The organism is Duganella guangzhouensis, from assembly GCF_009674535.1.
Taxonomy (GTDB): Bacteria; Pseudomonadota; Gammaproteobacteria; order Burkholderiales; family Burkholderiaceae_D; genus Rugamonas; species Rugamonas guangzhouensis.
In genome coordinates, this window is sequence record NZ_WKJK01000011.1 from 133,629 (window position 1) to 151,482 (window position 17,854).

14 protein-coding genes are annotated in these 17,854 nt (G+C 63.9%); 9 read left to right on the forward strand and 5 right to left on the reverse strand.

What is annotated here, in order from left to right:
- Positions 1–15 precede the first annotated feature (15 nt).
- Positions 16–417 (reverse strand): hypothetical protein, encoded by a 402-nt coding sequence (locus GJ699_RS20910; RefSeq protein ID WP_154379880.1) that lies wholly within the window; start codon positions 415–417, stop codon positions 16–18.
- Between the two features lie 310 nt (positions 418–727).
- Here GJ699_RS20910 and GJ699_RS20915 point away from each other — a divergent pair, with 310 nt between their 5' ends.
- From GJ699_RS20915 to GJ699_RS20945, 7 genes are all read left to right on the forward strand, one after another.
- A complete protein-coding gene (locus GJ699_RS20915) occupies positions 728–3,046 on the forward strand; it encodes an NADP-dependent malic enzyme (protein ID WP_154379882.1) in 2,319 nt (772 codons plus the stop codon).
- A 164-nt stretch (positions 3,047–3,210) separates the two neighbouring features.
- Positions 3,211–4,254 carry a GDP-mannose 4,6-dehydratase gene (gmd, locus tag GJ699_RS20920; RefSeq protein ID WP_154379884.1) on the forward strand — a complete coding sequence of 348 codons (1,044 nt, stop codon included), beginning with the start codon at positions 3,211–3,213 and terminating at the stop codon, positions 4,252–4,254.
- A 14-nt stretch (positions 4,255–4,268) separates the two neighbouring features.
- Positions 4,269–5,174: a GDP-mannose 4,6-dehydratase gene (locus tag GJ699_RS20925; protein ID WP_154379886.1), complete on the forward strand. Its 906-nt coding sequence runs from the start codon at positions 4,269–4,271 to the stop codon at positions 5,172–5,174.
- Positions 5,171–6,337, forward strand: coding sequence for a glycosyltransferase family 4 protein (locus tag GJ699_RS20930; protein ID WP_371867611.1), 1,167 nt, complete (start codon positions 5,171–5,173; stop codon positions 6,335–6,337). Before GJ699_RS20925 ends, GJ699_RS20930 begins: the two co-directional genes overlap by 4 nt.
- A gap of 4 nt (positions 6,338–6,341) precedes the next feature.
- Positions 6,342–7,460: a glycosyltransferase family 4 protein gene (locus tag GJ699_RS20935; protein ID WP_154379890.1), complete on the forward strand. Its 1,119-nt coding sequence runs from the start codon at positions 6,342–6,344 to the stop codon at positions 7,458–7,460.
- Positions 7,461–7,494: 34 nt separating this feature from the next.
- Positions 7,495–8,202: a winged helix-turn-helix domain-containing protein gene (locus GJ699_RS20940; protein WP_371867612.1), complete on the forward strand. Its 708-nt coding sequence runs from the start codon at positions 7,495–7,497 to the stop codon at positions 8,200–8,202.
- Complete coding sequence (locus tag GJ699_RS20945) at positions 8,195–9,553, forward strand: sensor histidine kinase (protein WP_154379892.1); 1,359 nt, start codon at positions 8,195–8,197, stop codon at positions 9,551–9,553. The genes GJ699_RS20940 and GJ699_RS20945 overlap by 8 nt, the downstream gene beginning before the upstream one ends.
- Here GJ699_RS20945 and GJ699_RS20950 read toward each other — a convergent pair whose 3' ends face one another.
- Genes GJ699_RS20950 through GJ699_RS20965 form a run of 4 tightly spaced genes read right to left on the reverse strand, consistent with a single transcriptional unit; the run spans position 9,554 to position 15,685 of the window.
- A complete protein-coding gene (locus tag GJ699_RS20950) occupies positions 9,554–10,552 on the reverse strand; it encodes a response regulator (protein WP_154379894.1) in 999 nt (332 codons plus the stop codon).
- A complete protein-coding gene (locus GJ699_RS20955) occupies positions 10,549–13,956 on the reverse strand; it encodes an MHYT domain-containing protein (protein WP_154379897.1) in 3,408 nt (1,135 codons plus the stop codon). Before GJ699_RS20955 ends, GJ699_RS20950 begins: the two co-directional genes overlap by 4 nt.
- 49 nt (positions 13,957–14,005) lie before the next feature.
- Positions 14,006–14,968: an alpha/beta fold hydrolase gene (locus GJ699_RS20960; protein WP_154379899.1), complete on the reverse strand. Its 963-nt coding sequence runs from the start codon at positions 14,966–14,968 to the stop codon at positions 14,006–14,008.
- 18 nt (positions 14,969–14,986) lie between these two features.
- Positions 14,987–15,685, reverse strand: coding sequence for a dienelactone hydrolase family protein (locus GJ699_RS20965; RefSeq protein ID WP_154379901.1), 699 nt, complete (start codon positions 15,683–15,685; stop codon positions 14,987–14,989).
- 206 nt (positions 15,686–15,891) lie between these two features.
- Here GJ699_RS20965 and GJ699_RS20970 point away from each other — a divergent pair, with 206 nt between their 5' ends.
- Both GJ699_RS20970 and GJ699_RS20975 read left to right on the forward strand, forming a co-directional pair.
- The gene (locus GJ699_RS20970) at positions 15,892–17,124 is read left to right on the forward strand and encodes an efflux RND transporter periplasmic adaptor subunit (RefSeq protein WP_154379903.1); all 1,233 of its coding nucleotides are present in this window, start codon (positions 15,892–15,894) and stop codon (positions 17,122–17,124) included.
- Positions 17,121–17,843 (forward strand): ABC transporter ATP-binding protein, encoded by a 723-nt coding sequence (locus tag GJ699_RS20975; RefSeq protein ID WP_371867613.1) that lies wholly within the window; start codon positions 17,121–17,123, stop codon positions 17,841–17,843. Before GJ699_RS20970 ends, GJ699_RS20975 begins: the two co-directional genes overlap by 4 nt.
- The last annotated feature ends 11 nt before the right edge of the window (positions 17,844–17,854 follow it).

Consider the following 17,854-nt stretch of genomic DNA (forward strand, 5'->3'; position numbering starts at 1 on the left):
GGCGGCATTGTACCGCTATGACTCCAGCCGTTTCTGCAGATTTTCCATGCCGATCGCCGGCAGCGATTCGTCCGACAGGAACAGCCAGTCATGATTGGCCAGCCGCACCGCCACGCCGTTGACGTGGAAGCGGCTCAGCAGATTGGGCGTGAAGAACAGCTGCGGCCCGGCCTCGTAGCTGGCGTTGGCCAGCACGATGTACAGCTTGCTGGCGCCGGCCTGGAGGGTGGCGGCTTCCAGGCTCAGCTGCTCCAGCGTGCCCTGGCCGGTGTGGATCAGCCCGCCCAGCGAGCGGGTGTAGACAAACGCCAGTTGCTGGCCGTTTTCGTGCCAGTGTAATAGTTGTTGCCAGGCCGCGCCTTGCACGGAGGCACCGGCCGGTTCCGGCAGGCGGGAGGAAACGATCAAGTCGGACATGGGTTTCTCCTGAGTAGCAACTTACCATGCCAGCTTAGCCGAATTCCGCCCGCGCACGATGCATATCGTGAAATATAACTATTTTCAATTAAATTTCATCAATTGATAGCTAAAGGTAATTAGTGGGGAAAATTGATTATGTTGCGGCCATCCATGGTTAATCTGGCTAAAAATTCGGCTAACGCCCGAGTTGCTTATAAAAAATGCTGATAAACCTTCTTGCTGTTGGTGAAAATACCTACTTATTTGCAAGATATGGTCTGATAAAATCATAGGCCTTCGATCGCAAAAAATGGGAAGGCAGTAAAGCATGGATTCGTCACCTGAGAAAAAAGAAGCAATTCGTCAACAACTGCGCGCATCCGCGCTGGAATATCACGAGTTTCCGACACCGGGCAAAATCAGCGTAACGCCGACCAAGCAACTGACCAACCAGCGCGATCTGGCGTTGGCTTACTCCCCGGGCGTGGCCGCGCCTTGCGAAGAAATCGTCATCGACCCGGCCAACGCCTTTAAATACACCGCGCGCGGCAATCTGGTGGCGGTGATCACCAACGGTACCGCCGTGCTGGGCCTGGGCAATATCGGCCCGCTGGCCGCCAAGCCGGTGATGGAGGGCAAGGGCGTGCTGTTCAAGAAGTTCGCCGGCATCGATGTGTTCGACATCGAAATCAATGAATCGGACCCGGACAAGCTGGTGGAAGTGATCGCCGCGCTGGAGCCGACCTTCGGCGGCATCAACCTGGAAGACATCAAGGCGCCGGAGTGCTTCACCATCGAGCGCCAGCTGCGCGAGCGCATGAAAATCCCGGTATTCCACGACGACCAGCACGGCACCGCCATCATCGTTGGCGCCGCCATCCTGAACGGCATTTCGCTGGTCGGCAAAGACATCAAGCAATGTAAACTGGTGGTATCCGGCGCCGGCGCCGCCGCGCTGGCCTGCCTGGACCTGATCGTCGATCTCGGCTTCCCGATCGAAAACATCTACGTGACCGACCTGGCCGGCGTGGTCTACAAAGGCCGCACCGAGTTGATGGACCCGGACAAGGAACGCTTCGCGCGCGACACCTCGGCCCGCACCCTGGCCGAAGTTATTCCGGATGCGGATATCTTCCTCGGCCTGTCGGCCGGCGGCGTGCTGAAGCAGGACATGGTCAAATCGATGGCGCCGAATCCGCTGATTCTGGCGCTGGCCAATCCGAATCCGGAAATTCTGCCGGAAGACGTCAAGGCGGTGCGCGGCGACGCCGTCATGTGCACCGGCCGTTCGGACTATCCGAACCAGGTCAACAATGTGCTGTGCTTCCCGTACATCTTCCGTGGCGCGCTCGATTGCGGCGCCACCACCATCACCCGTGAAATGGAAATCGCGGTGGTGCACGCGATCGCCGAGCTGGCCCACGCCGAGCAGTCGGACGTGGTCGCCACCACCTACGGCTTCAGCAACCTGTCGTTTGGCCCGGACTACCTGATCCCGATGCCGTTCGACCCGCGCCTGCTGATCAAGATCGCGCCGGCGGTGGCCAAGGCGGCCGAGGATTCCGGCGTCGCCACCCGTCCGATCCAGGATCTGCAAGCCTACGCCGAGAGCCTGCAGCAGTTCGTGTACCGCTCGGGCACCTTCATGAAGCCGCTGTACCAGGTGGCCAAGAAGGCGCCGCTGGAACTGAAGCGCATCGTCTACGCCGAGGGCGAGGAAGAGCGCGTGCTGCGCGCGGTGCAGGTGGTGGTCGATGAGAAGCTGGCGCGTCCTATCCTGGTCGGTCGTCCGGCCGTGCTGGAAGCACGCATCGCCAAATTTGGCCTGCGCCTGAAGCAGGGCGTCGACTTCGACGTTATCAATCCTGATTATGACGAGCGCTATCGCGACTACTGGCACACCTACTACGAGCTGACCGCGCGCAAGGGCGTGACGCAGGAGTACGCCAAGCTAGAAATGCGCCGCCGCCACTCGCTGATCGGCGCCATGATGATCAAGAAGGGCGATGCCGACGGCATGATCTGCGGCACCTTCGGCACCACCCAGCTGCACCTGCACTATATCGACCAGGTGCTGGGCCGCCGCGAAGGCGCTTGCGTGTATGCCGCCATGAATGTGCTGATCCTGCCGGAACGCCAGCTGGTGATGGTGGACACCCACGTCAACGAAGATCCGAACCCGAACGAGCTGGCCGCGATTACCGTGATGGCGGCGGAAGAGATGCGCCGCTTCGGCCTGTCGCCGCGCGCCGCGCTGCTGTCGCACTCCAACTTCGGCTCGTCCAACAGCCCGTCGGCGGTGAAGATGCGCGAAGCGCTGGAATTGATCAAGCAGCGCGATCCGTCGCTGGAAGTGGATGGCGAAATGCACGGCGACACCGCGCTGGATTCGAAACTGCGCAACGCCATCATGCCGAATTCGACCCTGACCGGCGACGCCAACCTGCTGGTGATGCCGAACATCGAGGCCGCCAACATCGCCTACAACCTGGTCAAGACGGCGGCCGGCAACGGCATCGCGGTCGGTCCTATCCTGCTGGGTTGCGCCAAGCCAGTGCACATCCTGACCCCATCGGCCACCGTGCGCCGCATCGTCAACATGACCGCACTGTGCGTGGTGGACGCGGTAGCCCAACGTAAGGTATAATTTTTGATAACAAAAAGCCGGTCGCCGCCACCGCGGTGACCGGCTTTTTCATTTCCGCTGTAACAATATGTAAGTGATGTAAATCGCGGTTTTCGGTTGGAAGTCGGTTTGTAGCGCTCTGTTACAATGACCGGCTGACACCACGATATTGATTAGTCAACACCATGCAGAACATAAAAAAAGCCCTGGTTACGGGCATCACCGGCCAGGATGGCGCATATCTGGCGGAGCTGTTGCTGGACAAGGGCTACCATGTCACCGGTACTTATCGTCGTACCAGCTCGGTCAATTTCTGGCGTATCAAAGAGCTGGGTATTGAGTCTCACCCCAATCTGCAACTGGTTGAATATGACCTGACCGACCTCGGCTCCAGCATCCGCCTGATGCAGAACGTGCAGCCGGACGAGGTGTACAACCTGGCGGCGCAAAGCTTTGTCGGCGTGTCGTTCGAGCAGCCGGTCACCACTGCGGAAATCACCGGCGTGGGCGCGGTCCATCTGCTGGAAGCGATCCGCATCGTCAATCCGAAGATCCGCTTCTACCAGGCGTCGACCTCGGAAATGTTCGGCAAGGTGCAAGCCGTGCCGCAAAAGGAAGACACCCCGTTCTACCCGCGCAGCCCGTATGGCGTGGCCAAGCTGTATGCGCACTGGATGACGGTGAACTACCGCGAATCCTACGGTATCTTCGGTTGCTCCGGCATTCTGTTCAATCACGAGTCGCCGCTGCGCGGCCGTGAATTCGTCACCCGCAAGATCACCGACTCGGTGGCCAAGATTCATCTCGGCCAGCTGGACGTGCTGGAACTGGGCAACCTGGACGCCAAGCGCGACTGGGGCTTTGCGCGTGAATACGTGGAAGGCATGTGGCGCATCCTGCAGGCCGATCATCCGGACACCTATGTGCTGGCCACCAACCGTACCGAAACCGTGCGCGACTTCGTCAACATGGCCTTCAAGGCGGTGGATGTGGCACTGGACTGGAGCGGTTCGGCCGACAATGAAATCGGCACCTGCAAGAAAACCGGCAAGGTGCTGGTGCGCGTCAATCCGAAATTCTACCGCCCGGCCGAAGTGGAACTGCTGATCGGCGATCCGGCCAAGGCCCAGAAGGAACTGGGCTGGAAGCCATCGACCACGCTGGAACAGTTGTGCCAGATGATGGTCGAAGCTGACCTGCGCCGCAATCAAGCCGGCTTCTCGTTCTGATTCAAGGAGTACCCATGGCTGCTGAAGGTACGGGCAAGCGTGCCCTGATCACCGGTTTGTCCGGCTTCACCGGCCAGTACCTGGCGCAGCAGCTGCGCGCGGCCGGCTACCAGGTGTTCGGCACGGTGTCGCCGGACCAGGTGGCGGGCGCCGATCAGTTCGCGGTCGACCTGCTGGACCGCGCCGCGCTGGCCGAGGTGGTACAGCAGGTGCGGCCGGACGTGGTGGCGCACCTGGCGGCGATCGCCTTTGTCGCCCATGGCGACGTTGAACAGATCTACCGCGTCAACGTGGTCGGCACCCGCAACCTGCTGGAAGCGCTGGCCGCGCTGCCGCGCAAGCCGGCGGCGGTGCTGCTGGCCTCCAGCGCCAATATCTATGGCAATACCGAGGTCGGCGTGATTCATGAAGAGGTGGCGGCGGCGCCGGCCAACGATTACGCGGTCAGCAAGCTGACCATGGAATACATGGCGCGGCTGTGGCAGGACAAGCTGCCGCTGATCGTGGTGCGTCCCTTCAATTACACCGGCGTCGGCCAGCAGGACAATTTCCTGCTGCCGAAAATCGTCTCGCACTTCCGCCGCAAGGCGGCCGACATCGAGCTGGGCAACCTGCACGTGTGGCGCGATTTCTCCGACGTGCGGATGGTGGCTTCATGCTACCGCAAGCTGCTGGCGGCGCCGGCCGCCATCGGCCAGACCTTCAACATCTGCTCCGGCCACGCCTATTCGCTGGGCGAGGCGCTGGACATGATGGCCGACATCGCCGGCTACAAGATCAATGTTCACGTCAACCCGGCCTTCGTGCGCGCCAATGAAGTGGTGCGGCTGGTGGGCGATAACCGCCGCCTGGCCGGCGTGATCGGCGCGATCGACACGCCGCCGCTGGCGGATACGCTGCGCTGGATGTATTCAGCGTGAACGCCGTGCCTGATTTGCGTGTCGGCCTGTCGGTGACGACGGCCGAACCGGTGCTGACCAATGGCCGCCTGGATGGCCTGGGTGTATACAGCCGCTCGCTGCTGCGGCATCTTCCGCAGGCCGGGGTCGAGGTGCAGCCGCTGTCGTTCGCGCCGCATGGCGACACCAGCAAGCTGAAACTGGGCCGCGCGCTGCCGCTGTCGTTCCCGCTGGCGACGCTGGGCGATCTGATGTTGCCGGCCTCGGTGCACCTGAGTACCCAAACCGCGCTGCCCAAGGGCGCGGCGCCGCTCGACCTGTTCCACGCCACCGACTACCGCATCGTGCGCATGGACGTGCCGGTGGTGGCCACGCTGCACGACGCGGTGCCGGTGTCGCATCCGGAATGGGCCAGCCCCAAGGCGCGTAAATTGAAGAACTGGCTGCAGGCCAAGGCCGCGCGCAAGGCGGCGCATGTCATCACCGGTTCGCATTTCTCGATCCGCGAACTGGTCGAATGCTTTGGCGTCGACGAGCGCCGGATCAGCGTGGTCCACCACGGCGTCGGCGACGACTGGCTGGACGCGCCGCCGGACGCCGAGCGCGATATCACGCTGGCGCTGCACGGCCTGCGCCACGGTTATTTCCTGTTCGTCGGCACGCTACAGCCACGTAAAAATATTGAGCGCCTGCTGGACGCCTATCTGACCTTGCCGCCGGTGCTGCGCTCGGCGCGCCAACTGGTGGTCGTCGGCCAGCGCGGCTGGCGCAGCGAGGAGTTGGTCAAGCGCCTCAAGGACTTGCAGCAGCGCGGCGAAAACGTGGTGTGGCTGGACCAACTGACCGACGACCGTCACCTGCGCCATCTGTACGCCGGCGCCGGCGCCTTTATCTTCCCTTCGCTGCACGAGGGCTTCGGCCTGCCGCTGGTGGAGGCGTTTGCGGCCGGGGTGCCGGTGGCCTGTTCCAACACCACCTCGCTGCCGGAAGTGGCCGACGGCGCGGCGCTGGAATTCGATCCGCTGTCGACCGGCGAGATCGCCACCGCCATGACCGCGCTGGTGCGTGACGACGCGGTGCGCGCGCGCTGCATCGCCGCCGGCCGCCGCCGCGCGCTGGAACTGACCTGGGACGCCGCCGCGCGTAACACCGTCGCCGTCTATCACCAAGTGCTGTCCCGCTGAAGCTATGCGCGTCCTCCATTTCTACAAGACTTATTATCCGGACACCTGGGGCGGCATCGAGCAGGTGATACGCCAGATGTGCCGCAGCACCAGCCGCCTCGGCGTGCACAACGAAGTGCTGACCCTGACCCGCGACAAGGCCCGGCCCGAGCTGGAAATCGAAGGCCACACCGTGCACCGCGCGGCGCTGGATTTCGAAATCGCCTCCACCGGCTTTTCGGTTGACGCGGTGCGCAAGCTGGCCAGGCTGGCGCGCGACGCCGACGTGATCCACTACCATTTTCCGTGGCCGTTCATGGACCTGGCGCACTTCATGGCGCGTATCGACAAGCCGAGCGTGGTGACCTACCACTCGGACATCGTGCGCCAGAAAAATCTGCTGCGCGTATATGGCCCGCTCAAGCGCCGCTTCCTCGGCAGCGTGGATGCGGTGGTGGCCAGCTCACCCAACTACATGGCCTCGTCGGACGTGCTGCAGCGCTTTGAACACAAGACCAGCGTGATTCCCTTCGGCCTGGACAAGACCACCTATCCAACGCCTTCGGAACAAGTGAAAGCGCGCTGGCGCGCCCAGTGCGGCGAGCGTTTCTTCCTGTTCGTCGGCGTGCTGCGCTACTACAAGGGCTTGCACATCCTGCTGGATGCGATGGCCAATGTCGATTACCCGGTGGTGATTGTCGGCGCCGGCCCGATCGAGCGCGAACTGAAGGCGCACGCGCAGCGTCTCGGCCTGACCCACGTCCAGTTCATCGGTGCCGTCAACGAGGAAGACAAGGCAGCTCTGCTGGAACTGAGCTATGCCATGGTGTTCCCATCGCACCTGCGTTCGGAGGCGTTTGGCATCTCGCTGCTGGAGGGCGCGATGTATGGCAAGCCGATGATCTCCAGCGAGATCGGCACCGGCACCACCTACATCAATATCGATCAGGACACCGGCCTGGTGGTGCCGCCCGACGATCCGGTGGCGCTGGGCGCGGCCATGCGTCAGCTGTGGGAGCACCCGGAGCAGGCGGCCGCGATGGGCCGGCGCGCCGAGGCGCGTTACTGGCAGCTGTTCACCGCCGAAAAAATGGCCGAAGACTACCATGCGCTATACCGTGAGTTGCTGGCGCGGCCAAGGTAGAATAGGCGCTTGCCACTGAATTCTGGAGACTCGCGTGCGTTGCCTGGTGATCGAAGACGAAGCCGAAACGTCCAATTACATCTGCAAGGGACTGCGCGAGGCCGGCTATCAGGTCACCGCCGCCGCCAATGGTCCCGATGGCCTGGACCATGCCAGCAATGAAGACTGGGACATCATCATCCTCGACCGCATGCTGCCGGGCCGGATCGACGGCCTGTCCATCGTCGACAAGCTGCGCGCGCTGGGCAAGCAGACCCCGGTCATCATCGTCAGCGCGCTGAGCACCATCGATGCCCGCGTCACCGGCCTGCGCGGCGGCGCCGACGATTATCTGCCCAAACCATTCGCCTTTTCCGAGCTGCTGGCGCGGGTCGAGGCGCTGTTGCGCCGCAGCGCGCCCGGCGCCGACAGCACCCAGCTGCAGGTGGCCGATCTGCGGCTGGATCTGCGCACGCTGCGCGTCACCCGTGGCGTCAAGGTCATCACGCTGCAGCCGCGCGAGTACCGCCTGCTGGAATACCTGATGCGCAACGAGAACCAGGTGGTGACCCGCACCATGTTGCTGGAATCGGTGTGGGACTATCACTTCGACCCGCAGACCAATGTGATCGACGTCCAGATCTCGCGCCTGCGCGCCAAGGTCGACAAGGACTTCCCGCTGCAGCTGATCCACACGCTGCGCGGCGTCGGCTACCGCATGGGCGTGACGCCGCCGGAACAGGCGGAGCCGCCGCTTGTTTAAATTCCGTGCCTCGATCGCCGCCAAGCTGGTGCTGGGTTACGGCCTGCTCGGCCTGATCTCGATCGTGGCGGTATCGGTGGTGTTCTATAGCGGCACCATCGGCGTCATCGACCAGGATATCGACGGCAAGATCGAGGCGCAGTCCGAGCGCATGATGGAAAATGTCGGCGATGGCAGCTTGATCGCGCTGAAAGGCGAGGTACACCGCCTGCTGACCGACGGCATCGACAATGACCGCGAAATCTTCCAACTGCTGGACGCCGACGGCGCGCCGGTGGCCGGCAACCTGGGTTCCTGGCCGCGCGTGATCGACGGCGAGGACATGGTGACCGAGAACGTGCTGCGCTACGGCCGCAGCACCACCGGGCGCTTGTATCTGCGGCCGCTGATCGGCGGCGGGGTGCTGATTGTCGGCCGCGACCTCAGTGAGGAAGAGGCGGTGCGCGAAGTGATCTGGCGCGCGCTGCTGGCCGGCGCCTGCGTATCGCTGATGCTGACCATCGTCGGCGCGCTGCTGTTCCGGCGCAGTATCGAGGCACGCCTGGGCGAAATCCGCCGCACCGCCGCGCAGATCGAGGAGGGGGATCTGAGCCGCCGCATTCCCATCAGCGGCAACGACGAATTCGCGCTGCTGAACCGCGACATCAACCGCATGCTGGACCGCATCGAGCTGCTGATGGAAGGTATCCGCGACGTCTCCAACGCCATCGCCCACGATTTGCGCACGCCGCTGAGCCGCATCCGCGGCCGCCTCGACGACGCGCTGCGCCACGAGATGACGGTGCCGCGCCTGAGCGGCGCCGCCCACGATGCCATCGATGATATCGATGATCTGATACGGCTGTTCGAACGCCTGCTGCAAATCGCCGAGGCGGAATCCGGCATGCGCGCGCGCCTGTTCGAGCGGCTGGACCTGGCGCGGGTGGTGGCCGATATCGGTGAGATGTATGAAGCCATCGCGGAAGACAGCGACATCAAGCTGATGGTGGACGCGCCGCAGTCGTTGCACGTCGACGGCGACCGCAACCTGCTGGCCAGCGCGGTCGCCAGCCTGCTCGACAACGCCATCAAATACGCCGGTCCCGGCGCCACCATCCACGTGCGGGCCGGCCTGTATCGCGGCGAAGCGTCGATCGCGGTGCACGACAATGGTCCCGGCATTCCGGACACGGAGCGCGACAAGGTGACGCAGCGCTTCTACCGGCTCGACAAGAGCCGCCACATGCCAGGCAATGGGCTCGGGCTGTCGATCGTCAGCGCCACCGCCAAGGCGCACCATGGCCAGCTGGTGCTGGAGGATGGCGCGCCCGGCCTGGTGGCGCGCATCGTGCTGCCGTTGGCCGCGCTCTGATTACTTCTCCGCCCAGCGTTCCTTGACCTCCAGCAGCGCCGGCATCTGGGTGAAGAAGATGTCGACCAAACGACCCTCGAAATGCTGGCCGCGTTGCGCCTGCATATGCTCGACCGCCTTTTCCACCGGCCAGGCTTCCTTGTAGGGACGGGCCGAAGTCAGGGCGTCAAACACGTCGGCAATCGCCACGATGCGGCCGACCAGCGGAATCTCTTCGCCTTTCAGGCCGTTCGGATAACCGCTGCCATCCCATTTTTCGTGGTGAGTCATGGCGACGTCGTAGGCCATGGCCAGCATGCCGTGCGGGTGCTTGCCGATGATATCGCCGCCGATGCTGGCGTGCGATTGCATCACCTTCCATTCGTCGGCGTCCAGCGCGGCCGGCTTGCGCAGGATGTTGTCCGGGATGCCGATTTTGCCGACGTCGTGCATCGGCGCGGCGTGCAGCAAGTCTTCCGCTTCGGCCTCGGTCATGCCCAGCGCCAGGCCGAGGATGCGCGAGTAGTGGCTCATGCGGATCACGTGCAAGCCGGTTTCGTTGTCCTTGAATTCGGCCGCGAGGCCGAGCCGCTGGACGATTTCCAGCCGGGTCTTCTTCAGTTCATCCACGCCCACCAGCGACAAGTGAGTACGCACCCGTGCCCGCACGATCGGCGGGCTGACCGGCTTGGTGATGTAGTCGACCGCGCCGGCCTCGAAGCCGATCACTTCGTCGTCGGTGTCGTTCAGCGCGGTGACGAAGATCACCGGGATGGCGGCGGTGGCCGGATCGGCCTTCAGCAGCTTGCAGGTTTCGTAACCGGTCATGCCCGGCATCATCACGTCCAGCAAAATCAGTTGCGGATGTTCCGAGCGCGCCAGCTCGATGGCGCGCGGGCCGTCCTTGGCGAACAGCAGGCGGTAATGGTCTTGCAGGATGTGGCGCAGCAGTTGCAGGTTGCTGGCCTCGTCGTCCACCACGAGGATCTGCGGTTGATTGGCTTGGTGGGTGGTTATCATGGGTTCTCCGTGGACAGGCTGGCCTGTAATGCCTGCAATGCGGCCTGCGCTTGCGGGAAGTCGAAATCGTTCAATGCGTCCTGCACGGCGCTCAGCTGCTGCGCCAGTTCCGGCGGCGCGCCGGTGAGGGCGGCCGTCAGCGCGGTCAGGGCGGCGTCGTTCAGCGCGCCGCGCTGCAGGAATGGTAGCAGAGCTGCCGACTTCTGGCGCGCGACTGCCAGGTCGAAGGCCGGCGCCGGCGTCGGCGCCTCCAGCCACTTGCCGCGCGGCGGTGCCAGCGCGTGGATCGCCGACAGCGCCGCATCCAGCTGCGCCGCCAGCGTGCGCTGCGCCTGTGCCAGTTCGGTCTGCAGCGTGGGTGAGGTCTGTTCGCCATCGCGCTGCGGCGAGCCGCACAGCTTCTCGATCTGCGCCAGCGTGGCCGCCAGCTGTTCCAGGCCGACGTTGGCGGCCACGCCGCGCGCCTTGTGGCACCATGCCTGCGCCTCGGCCAGGCGCAACTCGGTCAGCTGCGTTCCGGCCGGCCGGGTATCGCTGTCGATGCCCAGCAGCTTGGCCAGCGTGGCGGCGGTGGTGCTGTAGTCGGCGACGAAGCGGTGCAGCGCCTGGTGATAGGCGTCTTCCTGATCGGCCCAGCGCTGCAGGCCGGCCTTCTGATTCAGCACGCGCTGGCGCGCCGCCTCGGACGGCGCCGGCGCCGACGCCAGCGGCGCCAGTTTCAGCACCCTGGCGATTTCGTGTGACAGCGTGTGCCAGTCCACCGGCTTGGAGGCGAAACCGTCCATGCCGGCGTTGGCGGCGGCTTCGCGGTGCGCCGCCAGCACGCTGGCCGTCATCGCCACGATCGGCAGCGGCGGCGTGCCGTCCTGCTGCTCGCGGGCGCGGATGGCGCGGGTGGCGGCCAGGCCGTCCATGCCGGGCATCTGCATATCCATCAGCAGCACGTCGTAGCGCCGCTCGGCGCTCATCTGCAAGGCCTGCGCGCCGTCGTGCGCCAGTGCCAGCGTGTGGCCGCGCTTGGCCAGCAGCAGCGACAGCAGCTCCAGATTCTGCGGCACGTCGTCGGCCGCCAGCACTTGCAGCGGCGGCAGCGGATAGTCGCTGCGTTCACTGCTTTGCTGCTTGCCGTTGCGTGCCGCCTCCAGCGGCAGCAGCACGTGGAAGGTGGTGCCCTGGCCCGGCGTGCTCTCGGCCCAGATTTTGCCGCCCATCAGGCTGACCAACTGGCGGCTGATGGTGGTGCCCAGACCGGTGCCGCCGAAGCGCCGCGTCATCGAGGCGTCGGCCTGGGTGAAGGGATCGAAGATGGCGTTGATGCGCTCCGGCGCGATGCCGATGCCGGTGTCCTGCACCGCGATGTGCAGCTGTCCCTGTTGCAGGCCGGCCTTCAGACTGACCTTGCCGGCGGCGGTGAACTTGATGGCGTTGTCCAGCAGGTTGCCGAGGATCTGGCGCATGCGCAGTTCGTCGCCGTGCAGCCAGGCCGGCAGCGCGGCGTCATAGCCGATGTCGATCACCAGTCCCTTGCTGCGGGCGTTGCTGCCGAAGGTGGAGGCCAGTTCGTCGATCAGTCCGAGCAGGCTGTAATCGTCCGGCTCCAGTTCCATCGCGCCCTTATCCAGCTTGGCGGTGTCGAGAATCTCGTTGAGCAGGCGTAGCAGCGAGCGGCCTTCCTTGCGCACCGTGTCCAGGTGGCGCCGCTGTTCGTTGTTCAGCGGTGTATCCAGCAGCACGTCGGTGAAGCCGAGGATGGCGTTCATCGGGGTGCGGATCTCGTGGCTCATATTGGCCACAAAGCTGGCGCGTGCCGCCGCCGCCTGTTCGGCGGTATCCTTGGCCTGGCGCATTTGCTGTTCCATCTCGCGCCGTTCGCTGATGTCGAAGATGACGGCGTCGATCCAGCGCACTTCCGGGTTGGTTTCGTCCTGCGTTACGGCGCCGTGCTCCCAGACGAAACGGCGGCTGCCGTCGGCGTGGAGCAGGCACCATTCGACCTGGTAGGTACTCTGCTCGGCAAAGGCGCGCGAAATCACCTCCATCAGGCGTTGCTGGTCGTCCTCGCAAATCAGCGAACCCAGGGTGCGCTTGCGGTCGGGGCCAACGAAATCGCTGGCGGGATAACCGGCCAGCAGTTCGATGCCGTCGCTGACAAACGCCGGCGGCGCGTCGAACACATTGCTGCTGCGGAGCGAGATGCCGGGGATATTGCCGATCAGCGAACGGAATTGCTGTTCGCTGTCGCGCAGCGCCTGCATGATGGCGCGGCGTTCGGTGATGTCGGTAATGAACAGCACAAACAGATCGCGCTCCGCGCGCCGCGCGTGACCCAGCGCGCGCCGGATCGGCACCACGCTGCCGTCCCGGCGCACCGCCAGCACCTCGCTGCCCTTGCCGGGCAAGGCGGCGCTGTCGCTGTCGAGGAATTGCAGCAGGCCGTCCTGCTCCGAGCGCTCAACATCCGCCATCAGCAGGCGGATATTGCGGCCGACGATTTCATCGTGCGGCCAGCCGAAAATGCGTTCGGCGGAAGCGTTGAAGTCATGGATCACGCCTTCGCGGTCGATGGTGATGACGCCGTCGACGGTGGTGGTCAGCAGGGCGCGCATCCAGGCCTGGCTTTCGGTCTGCTGCTGGTACATCTGGCGATAGCGCAGCATGCCGTTGGCGGCCATGGCGAATACGGTAACGGCGACGCTGATCAGCGCGATCGCCAGCGCCACAAAGGTGTAATTCTGTTCAGGCGAGACATCCGGCGGCAGTTTGCCGATGAAGCGCGCCGCCGCCATGCCGGTGTAGTGCATGCCGGCGATGGCGCAACCCATCACCGCCGCGCTGGTGAGGCCCATCAAGGTTCGCGGCAGGCGCAGCGAGCGCAGGCCAAAGCGTATCCACAGCGCCAGCGTGGCCAGCACCACCGCCACCACGATCGACAGGCCGAACATGAAGGGATCGTAGCGCAGGTCGAGCGCCATGCGCATGGCGGCCATGCCGGTGTAGTGCATGGCGCCGATGCCGGCGCCCACCAGCACGCCGCCGCTGATCAGCGAGATGCGGCTGACGTGCCGCATGCTGATGATGAACAACGCCACCCACGACGCCGCAAGGCTGGGCAGCACCGATAGCAGCGTTATGCTGTGGTCGTAATCGACATCGGTGCACAGGTCGAAGGCCAGCATGCCGATGAAGTGCATGGCCCAGACACCGCAGCCCAGCGCCAGGCTGCCGGTGGTCAGCATGGCGGCGCGCAGGCCGCGAGTGCGCGCGAGGCGCGCCTGCGCCGCCACTTGCAATCCCATCCACGATGAGAAGACGGCAACGAGTATGGATAAAATGACCAGCGACGGCGAGTAGGTGCCGTAGTTAAGCAGGCCGAGATCTTGCGGCTGTGAGAAGAGTTCCATCATGGTGAAGGAACCTTATCACAGAAAAAAACCGCCCGCAGGCGGTTTCTGGTCAGGACTTCGCGAAAGCCAGGAAGTCGTTATTAAACTTATCTTTATGTGTATCCGTCAGACCATGCGGGGCGCCTGGATAGACGATCAGCTTTGCACCTTTCACAATTTTGGCCGAGGCGATGCCGGCGGCTTTGATTGGCACGATCTGGTCGTCGTCGCCGTGGATCACCAGCGTCGGCTTGTCGAACTTTTTCAGGTCTTCGCGGAAGTCGGTTTCCGAGAAGGCTTTGATCGAGTCGTAGGTGTTTTTAAAGCCACCTTGCATGCCCTGCGCGTACCAGGCTTGAATGATGCCCTGCGATGGTTTCGCGCCAGGACGGTTGTAGTTGTAGAACGGGCCGGAGGCGATATCCAGATACAGCTGGCCGCGATCCTTGACCTGGCCGGCGCGAATGCCGTCGAAGACTTCAATCGGCAGGCCGTCCGGGTTGGTGTCGGTCTTCAGCATCAGCGGCGGCACCGAGGAAATCAGGCCCAGTTTGGCGATGCGCTTGGTGCCATGACGGCCGACGTAGCGCGCCACTTCACCGCCACCGGTCGAGAAGCCGGCCAGGATGATGTTCTTCAGGTCCAGCGCTTCGATCAGCTGCGCCAGGTCGTCGGCGTAGTGGTCCATGTCGTTGCCTTCCCAGGGCTGGCTGGAACGGCCGTGGCCACGGCGGTCGTGGGTGATGACGCGGAAGCCGTTATTGGCCAGGAAGAAGGCGGCCGATTCCCAGCTATCCGAGCTCAGTGGCCAGCCGTGGCTGAGGATCACCGGTTGGCCGGTACGCGGACCCCAGTCCTTGTAATAGATTTCGACGCCGTCGCGGGTGGTGATGGTGCTGACGGTCTTGGTGACTTTGCCGGCGCCGGTGGCGGCCGAGGCTTCGCTGCTGACGGCGGCCATCGCGGTGGCGGCGGCGGCGACTGCGCTGCCGACCATGATGTTGCGGCGGGACGGGTTGAGTTGTTCGGACATGATATTTCCTCTCTATTTTCAGGACAGGTTTTGTTTAAAGAATGCGTCGGTGCGTGCGTTGGCCAGCGAGGCCGCGGCGGTGTCGTAATGGTTGCCGCCTGGGCGGGCAAAGGCGTGGTTGCAAGCCGGGTAGTTATGCAGTTCGATGTGCGGGTTGCTATTGAACGCGGCGTGGATGGTTTCCTGCGCCGCCTTGTTGATGTACTCGTCCTCTTCGGCCAGGTGGTACAGCAGCGGCTTGTCGACGTTCAGTGCTTCGGCCGCGTAGTTCTCGGTGCCGCCGCCGTAGTAGGCGACGAAGGCGTCGGCTTCGGCGCGCGCCGCCGTCAGGTAGGTCATCAGTCCGCCCAGGCAGTAGCCGGTGACGCCGACCTTGCCCGAGGCGCCGGGCAGGGTGCGCGCCGCCGCCACCACGGCGGCGATGTCGCCGACGCCGCCATCGAAGTTGTAGGCGCTGTACAGCGCGAAGCCGCGTGCCCAGTCGCCCGGATTGTCTTCGGACATATTCAGGCCGGGTTCGGCGCGCCAGAACAGGTCCGGGGCGACGGCGATATAGCCTTTGGCGGCGTAGTCGTCGGCGATGCTGCGGATGCCGGCGTTGACGCCGAAGATCTCCTGCAGTACCACGATCACCGGTGCGCTGGCGACGTTGGCGGGGCGCGCTACGTAGCAGTTAAAACTGCCGTCCGCGACTTGTATGGTGAGCGTGTCAGACATGGTGTCCTCCGTTGTTTGATGTATGCATGGTAGGGAGGAAAGCGCCTTCTGAGAACGGACAAAGCTGCAAAGCGCCTTTGCAAAATTGCATATACCGCCAGCTAGGTAGGCGGCCCCTCCCCAGAAGAGGTAGTGAATGACTAGTTGCATTAAAGGCAAAACTGTTCAATACTTGCCGCACCTATTTATGGAACATATTGAAAACAATGGCTTTCCTGACCAAGAAGAAAATTGCGCTGGGCATCGCCCTGCTGGTGATCGGTGGAGGCGCCGCCGCCTACTATTCCAAAAGCAAGACCCCTGTGGTGCCACCGCCACGCTTCCGCACCGCCGCCGTCGATAGCGGCAATATCACGCAGACGGTGACGGCCACCGGCACCATCAATCCGGTCGCGCTGATCAACATCGGCTCGCAGGTGTCCGGCACGGTGGGCGAACTGAAAGCGGACTTCAACGACCATGTGGTGAAGGGACAGGTGCTGCTGAAACTGGACCCGACGATTTTCAACGCGCAGGTGCGTCAGGCCGAGGCGCAACTGGCGTCGGCCAAGGCGTCGCTGCGGCTGGCGCAAGCCACCCACGCGCGCAATCAGACGCTGGTGACGCAGAGCTTCATCTCGCCGCTGGCGCTGGACCAGTCCAAGCGCGAGGTGGATGTGGCGCAGGCGAATATCCAGTTGTCGCAGGCGCAGCTGGCGCGCGCTCAGGCGGATCTGGATAACTCGGTGATTCGTTCGCCGATCGATGGCGTCATCATCAAGCGCACCATCGACCTGGGGCAGACGGTGGCGGCGTCGTTCACCACGCCGCAGCTGTTCCAGATCGCGCGCGACCTGACCAAGATGCAGATCGATACCAGCGTCTCCGAGGCCGATGTCGGCTCGCTGAAGGAAGGGCAGGAGGCGCGCTTCGTGGTGGATGCTTATCCGGACAAGGAATTCAATGCGCGCATGCGCCAGTTCCGCCTGGCCGCCAATGTGGTGCAGAACGTGGTCACCTACAATGTGGTGCTGGACGTCGACAACAAGGACGAACTGCTCAAGCCGGGCATGACGGCGCAGGTGCGTCTGCTGGTGGGCAATCGCCAGAACGTGCTGCGGGTGCCGACCGCCGCGCTGCGCTTCCGCCTCAGCGACGAGGAAATCGAGAAGCAGAAGAAACAGGAGGCCGCTGCGGCATCGGCATCCGCATCCGCTTCGGCCAGCGCGGTTGCCGCCAACGACGCGCCGAGCGACGACGACGCCTCGTTCCGCAGCAAGGCCGATCTGGCGCGCTCGTTCCGCATCTACACGCTGGACGACAAGAACCAACCCAAGCCGCTGGACGTGAAGATCGGCCTGTCCAACTTCCGCTACACCGAGGTGGTGGGCGGTGAGCTGAAAAAAGGCGACAAGGTCATCACCCGCGCCATCGGCAACGACCAGGCGGGTGGCATGTGAGCGGGTTATTGATCGACATCCGTCAGGTCACCAAAAGCTACTTCTCCGGCAGTGTGGAAACCCAGGTACTGCACGGCATAGACCTCGCCGTGCCGCGCGGCGATTTCCTGGCCGTGATGGGCCAATCCGGCTCCGGCAAGTCGACGCTGATGAACATCTTCGGCTGCCTGGACCAGGCCAGCGGCGGCAGCTACTACCTCAACGGCGTCGACACGCTGACGCTGTCGCGCAGCGAGCTGGCGGTGATCCGCAACCGCACCATCGGCTTCGTGTTCCAGAGCTTTAACCTGATCAAGCGCATGAGCGTGGCCGAGAACGTGGCGCTGCCGCTGATCTACGCCGGCGTCTCGCGCTCGAAGGCGCACGCCAAGGCGCTGGTGGAATTGGAGCGGGTCGGCCTGGCGGCGATGGCCAAGCGCACGCCCAACCAGCTGTCCGGTGGCCAGCAGCAGCGGGTGGCGATCGCCCGCGCGCTGGTGGGTGACCCGCCGCTGATCCTGGCCGACGAACCGACCGGCAATCTGGATACCCAGACCAGCGAGGAAATCATGGGCTCGTTCCAGCAGCTGAACCAGGAACGCGGCATCACCATTCTGCTGGTGACGCACGAGCCGGACATCGCCGCCTACAGCAAGCGCCTGATGCGGCTGAAGGACGGCCGCGTGCTGTACGACGGTCCGTCCGCCGAAGGCTTGCAGCAGTTGGCATTGAACCATTAATGGTATAAACG

What these genes read in the sequence shown, in the direction of transcription:
- GJ699_RS20910 (WP_154379880.1), bottom strand. Translation starts at nt 417, where the DNA reads ATGTCCGACTTGATCGTTTCCTCCCGCCTGCCGGAACCGGCCGGTGCC.
- GJ699_RS20965 (WP_154379901.1), bottom strand. Translation starts at nt 15,685, where the DNA reads ATGTCTGACACGCTCACCATACAAGTCGCGGACGGCAGTTTTAACTGC.
- GJ699_RS20955 (WP_154379897.1), bottom strand. Translation starts at nt 13,956, where the DNA reads ATGATGGAACTCTTCTCACAGCCGCAAGATCTCGGCCTGCTTAACTAC.
- GJ699_RS20915 (WP_154379882.1), top strand. Translation starts at nt 728, where the DNA reads ATGGATTCGTCACCTGAGAAAAAAGAAGCAATTCGTCAACAACTGCGC.
- GJ699_RS20970 (WP_154379903.1), top strand. Translation starts at nt 15,892, where the DNA reads ATGGCTTTCCTGACCAAGAAGAAAATTGCGCTGGGCATCGCCCTGCTG.
- GJ699_RS20950 (WP_154379894.1), bottom strand. Translation starts at nt 10,552, where the DNA reads ATGATAACCACCCACCAAGCCAATCAACCGCAGATCCTCGTGGTGGAC.
- GJ699_RS20960 (WP_154379899.1), bottom strand. Translation starts at nt 14,968, where the DNA reads ATGTCCGAACAACTCAACCCGTCCCGCCGCAACATCATGGTCGGCAGC.
- GJ699_RS20925 (WP_154379886.1), top strand. Translation starts at nt 4,269, where the DNA reads ATGGCTGCTGAAGGTACGGGCAAGCGTGCCCTGATCACCGGTTTGTCC.
- GJ699_RS20935 (WP_154379890.1), top strand. Translation starts at nt 6,342, where the DNA reads ATGCGCGTCCTCCATTTCTACAAGACTTATTATCCGGACACCTGGGGC.
- gmd (WP_154379884.1), top strand. Translation starts at nt 3,211, where the DNA reads ATGCAGAACATAAAAAAAGCCCTGGTTACGGGCATCACCGGCCAGGAT.